General features: G+C 63.0%; 10 protein-coding genes, 1 tRNA gene and 1 pseudogene. 5 read left to right on the forward strand and 7 right to left on the reverse strand.

Annotated features, from left to right (window positions below; genetic code table 11):
- The first annotated feature begins 27 nt into the window (after window positions 1-27).
- On the forward strand, window positions 28-1,593 hold the full coding sequence (gene xseA, locus NKJ28_RS06625; protein ID WP_352634642.1) for an exodeoxyribonuclease VII large subunit: 1,566 nt from the start codon (window positions 28-30) through the stop codon (window positions 1,591-1,593).
- Window positions 1,594-1,600: 7 nt separating this feature from the next.
- Window positions 1,601-2,728, forward strand: a complete 1,128-nt coding sequence (locus NKJ28_RS06630; RefSeq protein WP_352634644.1) for a DmpA family aminopeptidase — start codon at window positions 1,601-1,603, stop codon at window positions 2,726-2,728.
- A gap of 60 nt (window positions 2,729-2,788) precedes the next feature.
- Here NKJ28_RS06630 and NKJ28_RS06635 read toward each other — a convergent pair whose 3' ends face one another.
- The 4 genes and pseudogenes from NKJ28_RS06635 to NKJ28_RS06650 all read right to left on the reverse strand — a co-directional run bounded on the left by NKJ28_RS06635 (window position 2,789) and on the right by NKJ28_RS06650 (window position 5,429).
- On the reverse strand, window positions 2,789-3,043 hold the full coding sequence (locus NKJ28_RS06635) for a DUF768 domain-containing protein (RefSeq protein ID WP_023677464.1): 255 nt from the start codon (window positions 3,041-3,043) through the stop codon (window positions 2,789-2,791).
- 509 nt (window positions 3,044-3,552) lie between these two features.
- On the reverse strand, window positions 3,553-3,897 hold the full coding sequence (locus tag NKJ28_RS06640) for an Atu4866 domain-containing protein (RefSeq protein ID WP_352634646.1): 345 nt from the start codon (window positions 3,895-3,897) through the stop codon (window positions 3,553-3,555).
- Window positions 3,897-4,599 (reverse strand): annotated as a pseudogene (locus NKJ28_RS06645) (SDR family oxidoreductase). Before NKJ28_RS06645 ends, NKJ28_RS06640 begins: the two are co-directional and overlap by 1 nt.
- 77 nt (window positions 4,600-4,676) lie before the next feature.
- Complete coding sequence (locus NKJ28_RS06650; protein ID WP_352634648.1) at window positions 4,677-5,429, reverse strand: SDR family NAD(P)-dependent oxidoreductase; 753 nt, start codon at window positions 5,427-5,429, stop codon at window positions 4,677-4,679.
- Window positions 5,430-5,565: 136 nt separating this feature from the next.
- Between NKJ28_RS06650 and NKJ28_RS06655 the strand changes: the two genes are divergently transcribed.
- On the forward strand, window positions 5,566-6,474 hold the full coding sequence (locus NKJ28_RS06655) for a LysR family transcriptional regulator (RefSeq protein WP_352634650.1): 909 nt from the start codon (window positions 5,566-5,568) through the stop codon (window positions 6,472-6,474).
- 61 nt (window positions 6,475-6,535) lie between these two features.
- On the opposite strand, the gene NKJ28_RS06660 is transcribed toward NKJ28_RS06655, so the two are convergent.
- Together NKJ28_RS06660 and NKJ28_RS06665 are read right to left on the reverse strand one after the other, a co-directional pair.
- Window positions 6,536-6,612: transfer RNA gene (locus NKJ28_RS06660), tRNA-His, on the reverse strand.
- Window positions 6,613-6,957: 345 nt separating this feature from the next.
- Window positions 6,958-7,416, reverse strand: coding sequence for a phasin (locus NKJ28_RS06665; RefSeq protein ID WP_023677458.1), 459 nt, complete (start codon window positions 7,414-7,416; stop codon window positions 6,958-6,960).
- A gap of 253 nt (window positions 7,417-7,669) precedes the next feature.
- Between NKJ28_RS06665 and NKJ28_RS06670 the strand changes: the two genes are divergently transcribed.
- Window positions 7,670-11,401 (forward strand): PAS domain S-box protein, encoded by a 3,732-nt coding sequence (locus NKJ28_RS06670; protein WP_352634652.1) that lies wholly within the window; start codon window positions 7,670-7,672, stop codon window positions 11,399-11,401.
- A gap of 281 nt (window positions 11,402-11,682) precedes the next feature.
- On the opposite strand, the gene NKJ28_RS06675 is transcribed toward NKJ28_RS06670, so the two are convergent.
- Window positions 11,683-13,641, reverse strand: a complete 1,959-nt coding sequence (locus tag NKJ28_RS06675; RefSeq protein ID WP_352634654.1) for an acetoacetate--CoA ligase — start codon at window positions 13,639-13,641, stop codon at window positions 11,683-11,685.
- A 282-nt stretch (window positions 13,642-13,923) separates the two neighbouring features.
- Here NKJ28_RS06675 and NKJ28_RS06680 point away from each other — a divergent pair, with 282 nt between their 5' ends.
- Window positions 13,924-15,774 carry an AsmA family protein gene (locus NKJ28_RS06680; RefSeq protein WP_352457085.1) on the forward strand — a complete coding sequence of 617 codons (1,851 nt, stop codon included), beginning with the start codon at window positions 13,924-13,926 and terminating at the stop codon, window positions 15,772-15,774.
- Window positions 15,775-15,776 lie beyond the last annotated feature (2 nt).

Consider the following 15,776-nt stretch of genomic DNA (forward strand, 5'->3'; position numbering starts at 1 on the left):
GGCCAGCAATCGTCCCCCAATCGGCCGATGAGCGACGCAGCATCCGAATCACGCACCAACGCCACCGAATATACGGTGAGCGAAATTTCCGGCGCGCTGAAGCGTACGGTCGAGGACGTCTTCGGCAATGTACGGGTGCGCGGCGAGATTTCCGGCTATCGCGGACCGCATTCCTCCGGCCATGCCTATTTCTGCCTGAAGGACGATCGCGCGCGGCTCGACGCCGTGGTGTGGAAGACCACGATGAGCCGGCTGAAATTCCGTCCAGAGGAAGGCATGGAGGTGATCGCCACCGGCCGGCTCACCACCTATCCCGGAAAGTCGAACTACCAGATCGTTATCGACAATCTCGAGCCGGCCGGTGCCGGTGCGCTGATGGCGCTGCTGGACGAGCGCAAGCGCCGGCTGCAGGCCGAAGGCCTGTTCGACGCGTCGCGCAAGCGGCGTCTGCCGTTCATGCCCTGCGTCATCGGCGTCGTCACCTCGCCGACAGGCGCCGTCATCCGCGACATCATCCACCGCATCAAGGATCGGTTTCCACTGCACGTGCTCGTCTGGCCGGTGCGGGTGCAGGGCGAGACGGCGGGTGCGGAAGTGACGGCTGCCGTCAACGGCTTCAACGCACTGCCATGGGACGGCGCCATCGCGCGGCCCGATCTGTTGATCGTGGCGCGCGGCGGCGGCAGCCTGGAGGACCTGTGGGGGTTCAACGACGAAGCGCTTGCCCGGGCCGTCGCCGCTTCGGGCATTCCGGTGATTTCTGCGGTCGGCCACGAGACCGACTGGACATTGATCGATCTGGCGGCGGATGTGCGGGCGCCGACGCCGACAGGCGCCGCCGAGATCGCCGTGCCGGTCAAGGTCGACCTCGAAGCGACGCTTGCCGGCCTTGGCGCGCGGTTGAAGACCGCACTGTCCCGCAATTTCGAACGCAAGCGGCAGGCGGCACGCGCGGCCGCCCGGGCGCTGCCCTCGCCCGACCAGTTGCTGGCGCTGCCGCGGCGGCGCTTCGACGAGGCGACGAGCCGGCTCGGCCGGGCGCTGTCGGTCAGCGTCGAGCGCAAGCGAGCCAGGCTTCTGGGGCAGCGGCTGACGCCGGCGACTTTGTCGCGGCGCATGAACGAAGCCCGCACGCTGACCCGTCGCGACCTCGCCCGTGCGCAAGCGGCGTTCTTCGCCATCGTGCGCGAGCGTCGAGCGCGGTTTTCACGCACGGCGACCAGACTGTCACCGGCGCCGATCGCAAGACGGCAGAAACTGCAAGGCGATGCACTGCTGGCACTGACGCGGCGGCAGGACCAGGCAATTTCGCGGCGGCTGGACCGTCTGCGTGGAAAACTGACGCAGGCAGACCGGCTGCTGGCGACGCTCTCGCACAAGGCCGTGCTGGCGCGAGGCTTCGCGCTGGTCAAGGATGCGGACGGCGCGGTGGTCAAGCATGCGGCGGAAGTGGCGTCGGGAATGGCGCTTTCGCTGGAGTTCGCCGACGGCACCGCCGATGCAGTCGCCATCAGTGGCACGGCGCGGCCGAAGACGGTTGCCAAGCCCGCGGCCAAGCTCAAGGCGCCGGGCGGCCAAGGTTCGCTTTTCTGAGGAAAAAATGACCGACCCGCATCTCGCGACGCCCTCGGGCAAACTGCGCGCCCGCGCCTTCGCGATCCCATTCGATGGCACGCCAGGCCGCTTCAATGCCATCACCGATGTGCCCGGCGTGACGGTCGGCTATACCACGCTGATCTCAGGGGACGGGCCGCTCGTCGTCGGCAAGGGTCCGGTACGCACCGGCGTGACCGCGATCCTGCCATGGCCCAGAGACGAGTTGGCCGTCCCTGCGTTTGCCGGCGTGTTCAGCGCCAATGGCAATGGCGAACTGACCGGCTCACATCTGATAGAGGAGCTCGGAGCGTTCAATCTTCCCATCACCATCACCAACACGCATTCCTGCGGCGTCAGCCGCGACGCAACGTTGCGCTGGATGCAGACGGTGCTGCCGCAATCGCTCGACAGCGCCTGGGCGCTGCCGGTGGCGGGCGAGACTTACGACGGCTTCCTGAACGATATCAACGGCCACCATGTGAGCTTCGAGCACGTGTTTTCCGCGCTCGAAACGGCTGAAAGCGGGCCGATCGAAGAGGGCAGCGTCGGCGGCGGCACAGGCATGATCACCTTCGGCTTCAAGGCAGGGTCCGGCACATCCTCGCGCAGCGTCGACTGGAATGGAGAGCGTTTCACGATCGGCTGCTTCGTTCAGTCGAATTTCGGTGCACGGCGAAACCTCGTGATCCGTGGCATCAGAGCCGGAGCGGAACTCGCCGAACCGGCGATCCGGGACAACACGCCGCGAGCGGAAAAGAGCTCGATCATCGCGATCGTCGCCACCGATGCGCCATTCATGCCGCATCAGTTGAAAAGACTGGCGAAACGCGTGCCGCTCGGCGTGGCGCTGATCGGCGGCTATGGATACAATTCGTCCGGCGATATCTTTCTGGCCTTCAGCACGGCCAATCCCGACGCGGCGCGCGGCGCGGCCGGCAAGCTGGTCAGCGCCGGCTATATACCGGATGCCGACATCAACCCGTTCTTCGACGCCGTCATTCAGAGCGTGGAGGAAGCCATCCTCAACGCACTGGTCGCCAATGACGACATGACCGGGCGCGACGGCAATTTCGTGCCGGCGTTGCCGAAAACATGGCTTAAGGAGAGATTTGGCAAAGCTGCGCGGCGATAAGACCGCGCAACTGCATCAGACAGGCAATGTTGCCCGGCAAGTTTTGCCGGAGGCGGTCCGTCAGCCGGCAGGCTTGTTGGAATTCCGCTCGTCCTGATCGGCCTCGGCCGCCTCTTCGAGCCTTGAAGCAATGAGCTCCTGAATGTCGCCGACCTCTTCCTGGATATCCTCCAGGGGTATGCCGGCTTCGGCAGCCTTGGCCGCACATTCCCTGGCGAGGGTCTCGGCCTGCTTCTCGATTCTGGCTGGCGAGGGCTGGCAGTGGACTTTTTCGCCAATCCACCCGCGCAAGAACTCGATCGCGTGTTCACTCATACTGCTGTTTCCCTAGCGGCTATGCCGGTTGGTATTCATAAACGTCGGCATCTTCGAAAAGATGCGTGCTGCCATTCGAGCCGAGTCGGCTTCGCCCGGCAAGCCGAACTTGTCCGAGGTCCACAGAGCTGAAGGGAATGGAGGGTTCAAGGAGCACGTTCTAGTTCTTGAGGACTGATTCTCTCGACGAAACTCGTTCGACCCGCGCTATTGTTTCTATTTGCTTTTTTTCGGTTTTCAAGCCGTTTTAGATCACAATAGATGTCGCAATGACTAGCACATTTACCGCGCTCTCGCCGGCACCATGTAAGAGGCGAGCCGTCAAAGCCGCCGCTATATAGTGACAACCATTTGCAATGTCGACTCTGCCGGCGATCCTGCTTCTTTCCGCCGCGCTTGCTGGGACATATGTGGTGTGGCGAGGCTTGCGGTGCAAACTGCCGAGCGCCTCATGCAAGGCGTGCAATAGCGTCTTGTGGAACCCTGAAGTGCTTGTCCAGGTTGGCTCTCTACCGCTGGCGGTAAAGGATCATGCCGGCATGATAGAGGACGCCTTCGACGAACTCACCATCCGCGGTGAAGCCCGTATCGTCCCAGTATTCTATGTGGCTGCCCTGCACTTCATAGCGTCCCCGATAGGCGCTCTCGCGGTCACCGCGCGCTTCGTCATAACGGCCGTTCGGCAGGAGTTCGTGCCTGATATGGCGATCCTCGGTGACCCACATTCCGACATAGGGATGATCTTGGTGCGTCATTGGTTCCTCCGCAAGGATTGGAGTTGCAGGAAGGGTCAGGCCGGTTGGAGCTACAGCAACGGCAATATCCGTAAGCACTGCGGCCAAAGTGGATCGCATCAATGCGCCGCCTTCGTCGGACGCACGACGATCTCGTTGACGTCGACATCGTCGGGCTGTTCGATTGCGTAGCGCACTGCCCTGGCGATGGCATCGGGTTGCAGGGCAATAGCACGCCAGGTTTTCATGGCGGCGGCAGCGGCTTCGTCGGAGATCGTGTTCGCCAGCTCGCTTTCCACCACGCCAGGATGAATGCAGGTTACGCGGATATCGTCACTCTCCTGGCGGAGCCCATCGGAAATCGCGCGGACAGCGTATTTCGTTGCGCAATAGACGGCAGCCGTGGGCGAGACGGCCAGTGCGCCAATGGAACCGATATTGATGATGTGACCGGAGCCGCGTGCCGTCATCTCGGGCAGAACCGCCGCGACGCCGTACAGAACACCCTTGATGTTGACGTCCACCATCAGCTCCCACTCGTCGACCTTCATGGCCCGCATTGTTGACGATGACATCGACCTGGCCCCATTCGGCCCGGGCGGCATCGGCGAATGCTGCGACATCCGCCCTCCTGGTGACGTCGAGCGCTCGCACGCGAACCGTTCCACCAGCTGCCTCGATTTCGGCCGCAAGCGCTTCAAGGCGGTCGGTGCGGCGTGCGCCGAGCATCAGCTTCGCACCTGCCACGCCAAGCTCGCGGGCAATGCCAGCACCGATGCCGCTGGAGGCACCGGTGATCAGAACAACTCTGTTCATGGTCATCGAGATGATCCTTTTGGTTCTGTGATTATTTTCACGATGTGAAGGGATGGCGTGCGGTGCGTCAGCCTTATTTGGGGTCACTGGGCGGTGTAGCCGCCATCGACCAGAAGCAAGGCCCCGGTGATGAAGCTGGATGCCGGCGAGGCAAGAAAGGCGATGGCCTCGGCAACTTCTTGCGGCTGGCCGATCCGGCCGATTGGATGCGCGCCGCCGAAGCTGCGCAGCATCTCCCGGCCATTCTCCACCACACCTTCCATGATGTCGGTTTCGATCACGCCAGGGGCAACGGCGTTGCAGCGAATGCCCATGCGCCCGTATTCGATCGCGATCACCTTGGTCAGCTGTGCGACAGCCGCCTTGGAGGAGGCATAGGCCGCCTGCGTCTCGAAGGCCGCGACGGCCGAGATCGACGAGACATTGACGATCGCGCCGCTACCGCCGGCAGCCATCAATTCCACTGCGGCACGGGCAGTGACGAAGCTGCCGCGCGCGTTGATCTGCAGAATGCGGTCATAGTCGTCGACCGAGGTCTCAGTCAGTCGTTTGTTGAGCGTGCGACCGGCATTGTTCACGACGATGTCAAGTCGTCCGAAGCGCTTCGCGGCGAGTTCGACCGAGCGTCTGGCCAGGTCCTCGTCGGCGACATCGCCGACCAGCGTTGCCACATCCTCGGCTTCCAATTCGCGTACGCTGTCGCTGAGATCGCTTGCCACGATCCGGGCGCCCCGCGCCCGCAGCAGTTCCGCCGCGCAGCGGCCGATGCCGCGTGCCGCGCCGGTCACGAGGGCGACTTTTCCATCCAGGTCCCAGGAGGAAGGGAGTGATGTCATGGGATATCTCCTTGTCGGTCGGCTTCGGCTTGGATCGGGAGGATCAAGCCTTCTTGCCGTTGCGACAGAGATAGAGCCGTGGCATTGTCGCGATAACCCGCCCGCCGTTAACCTCGATGGTAAGTTTGACTAACCAATGGATATCGATCTCAATGCAATTGCCGTCTTCGTCGCGGTGGCCGAGGAACGCAATTTTCGTGCTGCGGCAGGCCGGCTGGGCGTGACGCGCTCGGCGGTCAGCCAGAGCATCCTCAGGCTTGAACAGCGCCTTGGCATCGCATTGCTGCAGCGCACGACACGCAGCGTCAACCTGACCGAAGCGGGCGAGCGCCTGCTGGCGAGCGTCGCACCGGCGATCGCCGACGTGAACGCGGCAATCGAAGCCACCACGGAGTTGCTGGACCGCCCGCGCGGCCGCCTGCGGATCGCGGTTTCGTCTATCGCAGAGGCCTTTCTGTCAGGACCGTTGCTGGCGTCCTTTGCAGAAAGGTTTCCCGAGGTGCATCTGGATATTGTGGTCACCGACGAGGAATTCGACATCGTTGCCGAAGGCTATGATGCGGGAGTGAGGCTCGGCGAAGTGATCGAGCAGGACATGATTGCCGTGCCGGTATCGGGCGATCAGCGGCAGATGGCCGTCTGCGCCCCGCGCTATCTCGAAAAGTTCGGAGCACCCGCCCATCCGCGCGAGCTTGTGGCACATCGCTGTATCGGCTGGCGGCCGGCGCCGGGAGTTTCGCCCTATCGGTGGGAGTTCGGCGAGGACGGGCGCGAGTTCGACGTGGCGGTTGCGCCCGAGATCACTACCAACGACATGTGGCTGATGATCCGGCTGGCCGTTGCAGGCGCCGGAATCACGTTCGGCATGGCCGATACATTCCGCCCCTGGCTCGACCGCGGCGAGCTCGTGCCAATCCTGGACGGCTATTTTCCGCCGTTTGCGGGTTTCTATCTCTATTTCCCAAGCCGACGGAATATCGCGCCGAAGCTGAGAGCCCTCGTGGATCACCTGCGCGGCGCGCGTCAGGCGCGGGACCGTGGGTGAGCGCTACGGGATCGTAGTGAACGCTCGGCGCTATTGGTCAGAAACCTGGCTGAAAGCTGAATGGTACCGTTGGCTGGGATCGAACCAGCGACCTCCGGATCCACAATCCGGCGCTCTAACCATCTGAGCTACAACGGCACGCTTGCCCGAGCGAGATCCAGACGGAACGTTCATTCTCCGGGACCCGCTCTGTCGTTCGGCGATGCGTCCATACGGGCTATCGGAGTTTAATTCAAGGCTTTTGGCAAAGCAAAAGATCGCTCCGGCATCGCGTCATTTTTCGCCGGACAAAGAAAAGGCCGGCGGGAGGAGGTGCCGGCCTTTCCTATTACGAGCCAGCGGGAGGAGGTGCTGGCTGGTCACCCCGGTGAGCAGAGGGAGGAGGTTCCACCCGCCGGGTATTCGTTTGAAACAATTATATCGCACATCTATTTGTCTGACGAAATGCGACCTTTTGATGCATCGTCAAACTGTGCGCAAATATTAGGCGATCTTGATTTCTTTCACGGCCTTTTCGAAGGCGGTCTTGATCGGCTTGGATACGTCCTCGGCCGCCTTGACAGCAACCGCCTGGAAGTCCTTGGCCTGCTCGACGGTCAATTCGACCTGTTTGCGCACGAATGCTGTCTGCAGCTCGACGACTTCCGACAGCGACTTGGCGCCGATCAGGGCTTCGAAATGCGAGAAGCCGGCTTCGGCATTGGCACGCAAGGCGGCGATGGTCTTGAGCGACAGGTCGCTGGAAACGGTCTTGGCGGTCTCATAGGTCGACTCCAGCGCCTTCTGGGTCTCCTCGGCGCCGGTCTTCAGCTTTGCATAGGCCTCTTTCGACTGCTCGACGCCCTTTTCGGCGAAGGCGCGGATCTGGTCGGTGGCCTTGGAAGCGTCGAAGCTCGGGAATTCAACGTTTTCAATCGTTTCAGCAGTCTTGGTCCTGGACATTTTCCATCCTTTTCAGCGGCAGCGGCTTTGACAAAATGCCGTCTCGTTCATCTATCATGGCAATATAAAGGCAAATTTTGTGCATTGCAACATGTTTGTTGCATCGCACCATAAAATATTTGGTTCGCGGCGTTAACCACGCGCCTAGAGATTCCGCTGGTTGCACGCTATGACTTGTGGACCTTCGCGCCGTCGGCTTTTATTAACAAAGCGTTAACCGCAAATTGCCCGCTCTGTGAGGGTCGCCAAGCGCATGCCGGCTGAAAACTACTCCTTCCTCGATGTCGCCGTGCTCGACGCCGTCCGCTTGCGCTTCGCCGCAGGCGACGCGATCGCTATTCTGTCGGCAGATCTCGAGCAGGTGATCTGGGCCAACGGCCCCGGCGCAGCGGTATTCGGCTATCCCGACATCGGCGCGATCATCGGCGCCTCGGCAGGTTTGCCGCTGATCGCCAGGCGCCAGATCATGGCAACCAGCGGTTTTCCGCAGATCGGCCGCGACCGTGCCATCACGGTCCGGCTGGCGACTGGCCTGACCAGCCGCGCGGTCGGCTTCCTGGCCAGCGCAGTGACCATGCCCGATGGCGAGGAAGCAATCATGCTGGCGCTGCCGGCGGCGCAGACCGGCTCGCGCAGCGCGGCCGAGATCGCCGACCGCGCCATCGGTGGCTTTACGGAAGACGGCCACTACATCGCCTTTGTCGATGCCAAGGGCAATATCGACGCCGCATCGGACGGCTTTTCGGCGCTCGGCATCCGGCCTGAGACGCTGGCCGCACTTGTCGCCGACGTGGCGAACGAGAGCGACCGCATCGTCAAGCGCCTGGTTCCGGGTGGGTCCAGCTCCTATCCCGCGGGCCTTGCCCGGCTGACGGAAGAGCGGCACCTGCTGGTGGTGATCGACGAGGACCGGCTTGACGGCGAGGCCCCCGATGGCGAGCGCGCCGGCGGGGAAACCGAGGGGGCAGCGGCACCGAGCGGTGGCGATCTTCCCCAGCCAACGAACCAGGACAACGAGCAGCCAATCACCAGCACCGGCGCGGCGGAGATCGACCTTGCAGCGATGGAAGGAACCTCGGCATCGGCGGAGCACGAACCTGCCGACGCGGCCGGCGATCACCGCACGGCTAGCGAAACGCCGACGCAGCATGACCATTGGTACTTCAATGCCGGCGACGACACGCAGATCTCGCCCGGGGCAGCTGTGTCCGGCGAAGTCGAGACCCCAGCCAGCCCGGATACTTCGCCGGAAAGCGCCGCAAAAGCCACCAAAGCCGCCTCGCCGGCCGAACACCGCGCTTCGGCGATCGATCGCACCGCCGCGCCCATGCGTTTCGTCTGGCGTACCGACGCGGAGGGCCATTTCAGCGCCCTGTCGCCGGAATTTGCCGAGCTCGTCGGCAAGCCTGCCGCCGACGTGATCGGCCGCCGTTTCGAGGATGTTTCGGCCGCCTATGGCCTCGATGCTTCTGGCGAGATTGCCGGCCTGCTCGAACGGCGCGACACCTGGTCCGGCCGCTCCGTGCTGTGGCCGGTCGCCGGCACCGATCTGAAGATACCCGTCGATCTGGCGGCGCTCCCGGTTTACAGCCGCAGCCGCGTTTTCGAAGGTTTTCGCGGTTTCGGCGTGGCCAGGAGTGGCGATGCGGTGGTCGATCCGGATGCCGTCGGCATGGCCCTTGTCGCCGAGGAGAAACCTGCCGCGACCATCGGGCCGAAAGCCGTCGAACCTCTCCCCGAGACACCTAAATCCGCCGATCCGTTCAGGGGCGAAGTGCCGGCATTGACCATCGTGCCAAAACCCGAGCGGCGCTTTGCCGACAAGGTGATCCGGCTGGCCGAGCACCGGCAGCCGGCCAACGACAAGGGCCTGTCGACGCTGGAACGCAGCGCGTTTCGCGAGATTGGCGAGCGTCTCAAGAAGGACAGCACCCCGGCCGAAGAACAGCCCGGCGCCGGAAAGCAGAAGCCGGTTGAGGAAGTCGAGGCAGCCGGCAAGGCCGACGAGCCAAAGCTGAAAGAAGCCGGGCTGGCGGACAAGGGTGAGATGCCGGCGCGAGGTCCGGAAAGCGGGGCGGCTGCCGCCGAACCGCCCGAGGCCGATACCGAAGACCAGAAGGATCTTGCCCGGCTCGACGGCGAGCAGCCCGATGAGGCGGAAGCAGAGGCGCAAGCCGGCGAACCCGTCACACGCCCTGTTTCCGGATCGCTGCTCGACTATGCCGACCGCGAACCCAGCGACGAAGCGCAGGAAGGCATTGAGCCCAGCACGAACCGTCGAACGATCATCGCCGAAGCGCCGCGGGATGGCGACGACGACAGCATGACGGCCGAAGATTTCCGTGACGCCGAGGACAGCGAGGATTGGTCCGAGGACAGCGCAGCCGCAGCCGACGTTGCCGGCCAGGTGCCGCCCATCGCGCGGCTGCAGGCACCACCGCTCAAACTCGACGGCTTCGTGCCGTCGGCGTTTGCCGGAGAGGACAACAAGGGGCCGGATACCTCGATCCTCGGCAAGCTGCCAGTGCCGGTGCTTATCCATTCCGGCGACCAGCTGCATTACGCGAATGACGAATTCCTCGGCTTGACCGGCTATGCGACGCTCAATGCCCTGGACGAGGCCGGCGGGCTCGGCGCGCTGTTTGCCGACCCTTATGCCGACGACGGCAGTTCGGACGGCGGCGACCGCGCTCTGCGGCTGAAAACGCGCGAAGGTCAGGAGTTTCCGATCGATGCGATTTTACGCTCCGTGCCCTGGGGAAACGGCAAGGCGCTGATGCTGGTCGTACGTCGTTCCGGCGACGACGAGGCAGCAGCCATTCCACATGGCGCCGCCGAAGACCAAACGCAGCCGGATGTTTCCGAGCTCAAGGCACGCATTGCCGAAATGCGCACCATCATCGACACCGCCACCGACGGCGTCGTGCTGATCGGCCGTAACGGAACGATCCGTTCAATTAGCCGTCCGGCGGAAGCGCTGTTCGGCTTCGACAGCGACGAGGTGACCGGCAAACCGTTCGTCTCGCTGTTTGCGATCGAAAGCCAGCGCGCGGCGCGTGACTATCTCGAGGGGTTGTCGGAGCCCGGCGTTGCAAGCGTGATGAACGATGGCCGCGAGGTGATCGGGCGCGAGGCGCAGGGGCGTTTCATTCCGCTGTTCATGACCATCGGCAGGCTGCCCAACGACAGCGGCTTCTGTGCGGTGGTGCGCGATATCACCCAGTGGAAGCGGGCCGAAGAGGACTTGACCCAGGCGCGCGCGGTCGCCGAACGCGCCTCGTCGCAGAAGACCGATTTTCTGGCCCGCATCAGCCACGAGATCCGCACGCCGCTCAACGCCATAATCGGCTTTTCCGAGCTGATGGTCGACGAGAAATTCGGGCCGGTGGCCAATGACCGCTATCGCGACTATCTGCGCGACATCAACCGTTCGGGCAACCACGTGCTCGATCTGGTCAACGACCTGCTCGACATTTCGAAAATCGAGGCCGGCCAGCAGGAGATGGCCTATGAGGCGGTGTCGCTTAACGACACGCTGGCCGAAACCGTGGCGATGATGCAGCCGCAAGCCAACCGGGAACGCGTCATCATCCGCTCCAGCTTCGCCTCGCGGCTGCCGGAAGTGGTGGCCGATCTGCGCAGCGTGCGGCAGATCGCGCTCAACATCCTGTCGAACGCCGTCCGCTACACGCAGGCTGGCGGCCAGGTGATCGTGTCGACGGCTTACGAGATCTCCGGCGATGTCGTCATGCGCGTGCGCGATACCGGCATCGGCATGAGCCAGTCCGAGATCGAGCAGGCGCTGAAGCCGTTCAAGCAGATCAATGCGCTGAAGCGCGGCCGTGGCGACGGCACGGGTCTTGGGCTGCCGCTGACCAAGGCGATGGTCGAAGCGAACCGGGCCCGGTTCACCATCAACTCGACGCCCGGCGAGGGAACCCTGGTCGAAGTCGCCTTTCCCTCGACCCGCGTGCTCGCCGGTTAGCTATGGTTGCGCAAAGAAAAAAGGCGTCCAACAGGACGCCTTGAGAAATTGGAATTGCTGTCACAACGGGGCTTGAGCGAATCAGATCCTCTCGGGGCTAAGAGGAACGGGATTTCTCCCTCAAGTTACGCACGACTATTGATGCCGGGCCTTAACAAATCCTTACCGGCACGCCGGAAAATTTACCAATGTGTACCACTCATGAAATCTAGGTAAATTCCGAAGAGATAATTTGTTAACTATACCTGACCTCAAAACGGCTCCCACCTTGGATCCCAGGGTCAGTCGGCAAGCTGCGGCAGGTTGCGGAACAGCTCGAGCGCTTCGGGATTGGCGAGCGCTTCCTTGTTCTTGATGGCGCGGCCGTGCACCATGTCGCGTACCGCGAGCTCGGTGATCTTGCCCGATTTGGTTCGCGGAATATCGCTGACGGCGACGATCTTGGCCGGCACGTGGCGCGGGCTCGCCCCGGTGCGGATTTTCGCGCGGATGCGCTTTTCCAGCTCGGCATCGAGCTCAACGCCGGCCGCCAGCCGCACGAACAGCACGACACGCACGTCATTGTCGAAATCCTGGCCGATGCACAGCGCTTCGAGGATTTCCGGCATCTGCTCGACCTGATTGTAGATCTCCGCCGTGCCGATCCTGACACCGCCCGGATTGAGCGTGGCGTCGGAACGGCCATGGATGATCAGGCCACCATGGACGGTCCATTCGGCGAAATCGCCGTGGCACCAGACATCGTCGAAACGTTCGAAATAGGCGGCCTTGTATTTCCTGCCGTCAGGGTCGTTCCAGAAGCCGATCGGCATCGCCGGAAACGTCTTGGTGCAGACGAGCTCGCCCTTCTCCTGGCGGAGCGGGCGGCCGTCATCGTCCCAGACATCGACGGCAAGGCCGAGCCCGGGCCCTTGGATCTCGCCGGTCCATACCGGTTCGATCGGCACGCCGAGCACGAAGCAGGAGACGATATCGGTGCCGCCGGAAATCGAAGCCAGATGCACGTCCTTCTTGATGCCTTCATAGACGAAGCGGAAATCTTCCGGCGATAGCGGCGAGCCGGTCGATGAGATGGTGCGCACGCTGGAAAGATCATGCGTGCGGATCGGCTTCAGGCCGGCCTTGCGCACGGAATCGATGAATTTGGCCGAGGTGCCGAAATAGGTCATCTTTTCGGCATCGGCGAAGTCGAACAGCGCATTGCCGTCCGGGTAGAACGGCGAGCCGTCGTAGAGCAGCAAGGTGGTGCCCGATGCCAAGCCCGACACCAGCCAGTTCCACATCATCCAGCCGCAGGTGGTGAAGTAGAAGAAGCGGTCGCCGTCGAGCAGGCCGGCATGCAGCCGTTCTTCCTTGACGTGCTGGATCAGCGTTCCGCCGGCCGAATGGACAATGCATTTGGGAATGCCGGTCGTGCCCGATGAAAACAGGATGTACAGCGGATGCGAAAACGGCAGCCTTTCGTAGGCGACAGGCCTTGCGGCAAAGGGTGACAGCGCCTCTTCCAGCGCAGCCGCCTTGCCGATGGTCGCGGCGACGTCGAGCGAGGTGCCGAGATAGTCGACAATGAGGACTTTGCGGACGGTGGCGAGCTTGCCCGCCACGGCCGCGATCTTGTCGGCGACTTCGATCGCCTTGCCATTGTACCAGTAGCCGTCCGGCGCGATGAACACGACAGGCTCGATCTGGCCGAACCGGTCGAGAACCCCCTGCTCGCCGAAATCTGGGGAGCAGGACGACCAGACCGCGCCGATCGAGGCGGCCGCCAGCATCGCAGCAACGGTCTCCGGCATGTTGGGCATCATCGCGGCGATGCGGTCGCCCTTCTTCACCTTGAGCGACAGGAAAAGCCGCTGCAGCCGCGAGGTCAGCGCATGCAGCTCGTTCCAGGACAGCCGCCGCTCGACCTTGTCCTCGCCGCGAAAGACGATTGCGTCGCCAAGCCCGGTTTTCTTGAGGAGATTCTCGGCGAAATTCAGCTTTGCCTCAGGAAAGAAGGTCGCGCCGGGCATCTTGTTGCCATCGACCAGCACGCGTTCGCCCTTGTCGCCGACGATGCCACAAAAGTCCCAGACCAGGCTCCAGAAGGTCTCGCGATCATCGATCGACCAGCGATGCAGGTCGGCATAGGAGGAGAAAACCTTGCCGGCCATGTTCGCCGCGGTGTTCATGAAGGCGGTCATCGGCGCTGCGTCGATCTGCTCTTGCGTCGGGATCCAGAGCGGTGCGTCGTCAGCCATCATTGTTCCTCCTTAAAGCACGTCACGTTTGAAGAGATTCACGCGACGCGCTTTAAACTTTTGTCTTTATGCATGTCGTTTATCCCAAAACCGCTGCGCACTTTGGGCGACATGCATTGGCATCGCTTATGCATATCGCGATGCAGCAGAGCAAGATTTTGTTGGACCGCGCCGGTCAGGGTGTGCGCAAATGCCATCGCCGGGCCATAAAGACTTGAAATGCGTCAGCCGTCGGTTACACCCGTCGGGCGATTTTGTCGGAATGGAAGCATACGGGGCGATATGCCATCACCTTTGATCCGACGCGGAATATGGGCGATCGGCGCAGCCGTCATCGTCATCGCGCTGGTTGTCGCAGCCTTGCCGTTGATCGCCTCGACCCGCATCGTACGCGACCGTATCGCGTGGGAAATGAGCGCGTGGAGCGGTTTCCGGGTCACCATCGACGGCGCGCCGCGTATCGAGGTCTGGCCGAATTTCCGGGCGATCCTGAGCGACGTGACGCTGTCGCAATGGACAGAGACGGATGCGCCGCCCGTGGTCGAGGCCGAACGGGTCGAGGTCGACCTCTCAGCGATGGCGGCGCTGCGTGGCGATGTGATGTTTTCGACGGCGCGGCTGGTACGACCGACGATCCGGGTTCAGCGTACCGCGAGCGGGTTTTTCCTGCCTGCGATTCCCAGCGGCGGGCGCATTACGCGTTCGATCGATGCTGCCCGCGCGGTGATCAACACAAATCCCGCCAAGCCGGATCTCGGCAAGCTGCCGACAGATCCGTTCGGCACAGTCGAGTTCAGGGACGGCCGCGTAGTGGCTGCCATCGGCGGCAAGGACCAGGAGATATTGAGCAGCCTGAGCGGCCAGGCGAACTGGGCCGCGATGAACAGCAATGCGACGCTGTCGGCGACCGGGATATGGCGCGGCGAAAGTGTTGCCATCGACGCCGCATCGCCGAACCCGCTCGTGCTGTTTGGTGGCGGCACAGCACCGGCTACATTTTCCTTCAAGGCGGCACCGGCCAGTTTTTCGTTCGACGGCCGCGCCAGCATGTCGGAGAACGGCTATTTCGACGGCCAGGCAAAATTCGCCGCACCTTCGCTCCGACGCGTGCTCGAATGGTCGCAGGCCGGCATCGCGCCCGGTGCCGCAATCGGCTCGATCTCGGTTTCAAGCAAGATCACGGCGACGGCCGGGCGCGTCAAATTTGAAAACACGGCCCTGACCCTCGACAACAACCCGGGAATGGGTGCGCTGGACTTCACCTATGGTGAGGCACTGCCGGTGATCTCCGGCACACTTGCCTTCGATACGCTCGACCTCAGATCATTTCTCTCCGCCTTTACGCCGGTACCATCCGCCGGCGGCACCGGCCCGGGCGAAATCGACACAAGCTTCGCCGACCGGATCAATCTCGATCTCAGGCTGTCGGCGGCGCATGCCACCGCCGGCGCCATCCAGCTTGCCGACGTCGCTGCCACTGCCCAGGTCAAGAACGGCCTTGCCGCCTTCGACATCTCGGATGCATCCGCCTTTGGCGGCAACGTCCAGAGCAGCGTCCGTTTCGACCGCAAGCCCGCCGGCACGGAAGTCGAGATCCGGCTGCTTGCTTCCGATATCGACGGCGGCGCTTTCGGCACCGCGGCCGGGATGACGCGGCTGGTGCCGATCGGCACTGGAACCGTTTCGGTCATCCTCAAGGGGCCTGGCAGAACCTGGGACTCGATTTTCGAAAACGCCAATGGCTCGCTGTCCGCGACGTTCGGCGCGGGTGCGCTGAGCCGGCTTAACCTGCCGGCGTTCCTCAAGCACACCGAACAGGGCGGATTCTTCGCGCTGGACGACGTCTCGGACGGAACGCTGCCGATCGACGGGGCCGAGCTCAAGGCGAGCATTTCGAACGGCGTGGCGCGTATCGACAAGGCCGAGGTGAATTCCGCGCAATACAAGATCTGGCTTTCCGGCATCGCATCCTATGCCGGACGCGGGCTGGCGCTGTCCGGCGGCATCGTCCAGCCGAGCCAGGCTGCCACGCAGACGAATGGCCAGCCGCCCAAGCAGTCGTCGTTCTTCGTCGGCGGCACGTGGAGCACGCCGTTCATCTCGCCGATAAGCCGCGGCGTTTCGGGAGAGTAGCG

This window comes from Mesorhizobium sp. M0145 (assembly GCF_040322355.1).
In the GTDB taxonomy this organism is placed as follows: Bacteria; Pseudomonadota; Alphaproteobacteria; order Rhizobiales; family Rhizobiaceae; genus Mesorhizobium.

Excerpts from the sequence above, each read along its gene's own strand:
- NKJ28_RS06630 (WP_352634644.1), top strand. The coding sequence starts at position 1,601 with ATGACCGACCCGCATCTCGCGACGCCCTCGGGCAAACTGCGCGCCCGC.
- NKJ28_RS06675 (WP_352634654.1), bottom strand. The coding sequence starts at position 13,641 with ATGGCTGACGACGCACCGCTCTGGATCCCGACGCAAGAGCAGATCGAC.
- NKJ28_RS06680 (WP_352457085.1), top strand. The coding sequence starts at position 13,924 with ATGCCATCACCTTTGATCCGACGCGGAATATGGGCGATCGGCGCAGCC.
- NKJ28_RS06640 (WP_352634646.1), bottom strand. The coding sequence starts at position 3,897 with ATGCGATCCACTTTGGCCGCAGTGCTTACGGATATTGCCGTTGCTGTA.
- xseA (WP_352634642.1), top strand. The coding sequence starts at position 28 with ATGAGCGACGCAGCATCCGAATCACGCACCAACGCCACCGAATATACG.
- NKJ28_RS06670 (WP_352634652.1), top strand. The coding sequence starts at position 7,670 with ATGCCGGCTGAAAACTACTCCTTCCTCGATGTCGCCGTGCTCGACGCC.
- NKJ28_RS06655 (WP_352634650.1), top strand. The coding sequence starts at position 5,566 with ATGGATATCGATCTCAATGCAATTGCCGTCTTCGTCGCGGTGGCCGAG.
- NKJ28_RS06635 (WP_023677464.1), bottom strand. The coding sequence starts at position 3,043 with ATGAGTGAACACGCGATCGAGTTCTTGCGCGGGTGGATTGGCGAAAAA.
- NKJ28_RS06665 (WP_023677458.1), bottom strand. The coding sequence starts at position 7,416 with ATGTCCAGGACCAAGACTGCTGAAACGATTGAAAACGTTGAATTCCCG.
- NKJ28_RS06650 (WP_352634648.1), bottom strand. The coding sequence starts at position 5,429 with ATGACATCACTCCCTTCCTCCTGGGACCTGGATGGAAAAGTCGCCCTC.